This window comes from Nocardiopsis salina YIM 90010, from assembly GCF_000341025.1.
GTDB lineage: Bacteria > Actinomycetota > Actinomycetes > Streptosporangiales > Streptosporangiaceae > Nocardiopsis > Nocardiopsis salina.
The window spans coordinates 1-3,009 of sequence record NZ_ANBF01000208.1 but is presented as its reverse complement, the minus strand read 5'-3'; the positions used below and the strand labels follow the sequence as shown (position 1 = coordinate 3,009).

The following is a 3,009-nucleotide window of genomic DNA, read 5'->3' as shown; positions in this document are numbered from 1 at the left end:
CGTTGAGGCTGCCGATCATCCAGATCTGGGCGCCCAGCGCGTCGGTGAGTTCGGCTCGGGTCATGAGGTAGTCGCGCACCGACGAGAGCATGGCGCTGATGCCGATACCGACGAGGACGAGCCGGTACCCCTGCACGCCGTTCTTCATCGCGAGCAGGTAGACGACGGCGGCGGTGACCAGTCCTCCGGCGATGGCCCCCAGGGACACCCCCAGGCGGCCGGCTCCGAAAGCCAGGATGGCGGCGACGGCACCAGTGGCGGCGCCCGAGGTGAAGCCGATGATGTCGGGGCTGCCCAGCGCATTGCGCGACAGGCTCTGGAAAACGGCGCCCGCCACCCCGAGCGCGGCCCCGACACCGAGGGCGGTCAGCGCGCGGGGCAGGCGCGTGTCCTGCACGAAGAACACGTCGAGGTGCTCCCCGTAGCCGAAGATCGCCGCGGGCACCGCCGAGAGCGGCACCTCGTAGTCACCGACGGAGACCGACAGCGCCAGGGTGAAGGTGCTGACCAGGACGAGCACGAGGACGACGATCAGCGTGCGTGGCCGGGCCAGGAAGGAGAGGCGCCCGCGCAGCGGACGTACGGGCACGGTTCCGTGCGGTGCGTGGCTCCGGCCGGAACCGGGGCGCTCGGTCAGGGTGTCACTCACAGCTGGGCCATCTTTCTGCTGCGGACCAGGGCGATGAACACGGGGGCGCCGACGATCGCGGTGATGATTCCGACCTCCAGTTCCGCCCCGGGGACGACGAGGCGGCCGACGACGTCGGAGGCGGTCAGCAGGATCGCCCCGAGCACGGCCGAGTAGGGCAGGAGCCAGCGCTGGTCCGGCCCGGTTATGATGCGCGCGATGTGCGGAATGACCAGGCCGACGAACCAGATCGGACCGGCCGCGGCCGTGGCGGCGCCGCACAACAGGATGATGCCTACGGCGGCCAGGGCACGCACGACCGGAATCCGGGCCCCGAGGGAGGCGGCGAGGTCGTCCCCGAGCGCGACGGCGTTGAGGGAGGGGCCCATGCACAGGGTCAGCACGATCCCGGCCACGAGGAACGGCGCGACCTGCCAGAAGAGCTCGATGTCGCGTCCGACGAGGGACCCCACCTGCCAGAAGCGGATCCGGTCGAAGGCGAAGTCGTTGAGCACCACGACGCCGTGCACGATTCCTTGCAGCACAGCGGCCAGCGCGGTCCCGGCCAGGGCGAGGCGGACGGGGGTGGCGGCGGCGCGTCCGCGAGAACCCAGGGCGTAGACGGCGACGGCGGCCAGGGCGGCTCCGATGAAGGCGGGCCAGACCAGGGCGGTCCCACTGACGCCGAGCACGACGCTGGAGACGACCACGGCCGCGGCCGCACCGGAGTTGACGCCGAGGATTCCGGGTTCGGCGAGGGGATTGCGGGTCAGCCCCTGCATGAGGGCGCCGGCGAGGCCGAGGGCGGCTCCGACGAAGACGCCCAGGATCGTGCGCGGCACGCGCAGACTGCGCACGACGTCGTGGTCGTAACCGCCGTCGTAGTGCACCAGGGCGTTCCAGACCTCGCCGGGAGCAATGGCCTTGGAGCCGACGGAGATGCTGAGGAGCACGCACCCGCCGAGCACGGCGAGGGCGAGCAGGAGCCCGGCAGGGCGGGCCACGCGTCGGGCGCGTGTGGGGCCGGGGGGAGTGGGAGCGCGCAGGGCCACGTGCGTTCCCCGTTCGTGTTCGCGTCACTGGAAGAAGGTGAGGCTTGCCTTAATATGGACCGACGCATCATCGTACGGTACGTCGAACAGCGCCCACCGCCCGACGTATCAGGCCAGCCTTACCTTACCAACCGTCCACGCGAAGGGTCCGATCGATGCCCCTGACTACTCACATGTCCCGTTCTTTTCCCGTCGTGGGCCTCGGTGTGGTCCTGGTGACCGCCGCCTGCTCCCCCAGCGGAAGCGACCCCTCGGAGCCCGACGGCGAGACCCGCACGGTCGAGGCGGCCAACGGGGCGGTGGAGGTGCCCGCCGAACCGCAGAGCGTGGCGGTCCTGTGGCGTCCGACCCTGGGGGCCGCAACGCAGCTCGGCCACGACGTGGTCGCGACCATGGGCACACCGGGCGAGAGCGGGCAGGGTCTGGAACCGTTCCTGCCCGAAGGGGTCGACGCCGACGCACTCAGCGTGGTGACCAACTCTCCGTCCGAGGAGGACGTCAACATCGAGGAGCTGGCCAACACCGCACCCGACCTGATCATCGGCGTGGACACACAGGTCGGGGCACAGGCGGAGATGCTCGACGACCTGGAGCAGATCGCGCCCACCGTACTCCTGGAGTGGGAGGGCACCGGTGCCTGGCGCGGCCACCTGGAGGAGGTCGCCGAGGTCCTGAACGAGGCCGGCCGGGCCGAGGAGGCGGTCGCCGAGTACGAGGACGCGGTGGAGCAGGCGCGCGAGGAACTGTCGGACGCCGGCACCGACCCCGCCGAGACCGAGCTGTCTCTGGTACGGCTGCAGGACGAGAGCGAGGTGCGCCTGGAGACCTCCGCGTCCTTCCCCGGCCAGGTCGTGGACGACCTCGGTTTCGCCCGGCCCGACGAGCAGGTCGACCCCGAGGGCGAGACGGACTTCGTACCGCGCAGTTACGAGAACCTCGACTCCGCCGACGGAGACGCCGTGTTCGTGCTGACCGGGTCGGGTTATCCCGAGGCGCCCGACGCCTTCTCCGACGGAGTGTGGGCCAACCTTTCGGCCGTGGAGGAGGAGCAGGTCTTCCACGGCGACCACGACGTGTGGGGCGCGGGCTCTTACTACGCAGCGCACCGGATCGTCGAGGAGGTCACGGCCGCGCTGACCGGGGAGGCCGAGCCCGCGGTCTAGATGTGGTGTTACCTCGGGGCCTGCGGTTCGCCAGTGCTGCTTCAGGGGTTTGCCCGGGATGTGGGATGTTCTGTGGTGCTGTTTCGGGGGCGGTCTCTGGTGTTGCCTCGGGGGTGTTCCCTGATGCTGCTTCGGAGGCGATCTCNGTTCGTCGGGGGTCGGGATC

Annotated in this window: 3 protein-coding genes; 1 reads left to right on the top strand and 2 read right to left on the bottom strand. The window is 70.5% G+C overall.

Annotated elements, in window-relative coordinates; translation table 11 throughout:
* Together D474_RS29850 and D474_RS0123730 are read right to left on the bottom strand one after the other, a co-directional pair.
* A partial coding sequence (locus D474_RS29850; protein ID WP_017615976.1) for a FecCD family ABC transporter permease occupies positions 1-649 on the bottom strand: 649 nt, incomplete at its 3' end.
* Positions 646-1,680, bottom strand: coding sequence for a FecCD family ABC transporter permease (locus D474_RS0123730; RefSeq protein WP_017615975.1), 1,035 nt, complete (start codon positions 1,678-1,680; stop codon positions 646-648). The genes D474_RS0123730 and D474_RS29850, both read right to left, overlap by 4 nt.
* Before the next feature lie 155 nt (positions 1,681-1,835).
* Here D474_RS0123730 and D474_RS0123725 point away from each other — a divergent pair, with 155 nt between their 5' ends.
* Positions 1,836-2,843, top strand: a complete 1,008-nt coding sequence (locus D474_RS0123725) for an ABC transporter substrate-binding protein (RefSeq protein WP_026118756.1) — start codon at positions 1,836-1,838, stop codon at positions 2,841-2,843.
* Positions 2,844-3,009 lie beyond the last annotated feature (166 nt).

Coding starts and splice junctions, on each gene's coding strand:
- D474_RS0123725 (WP_026118756.1), top strand. CDS start 1,836: ATGCCCCTGACTACTCACATGTCCCGTTCTTTTCCCGTCGTGGGCCTC.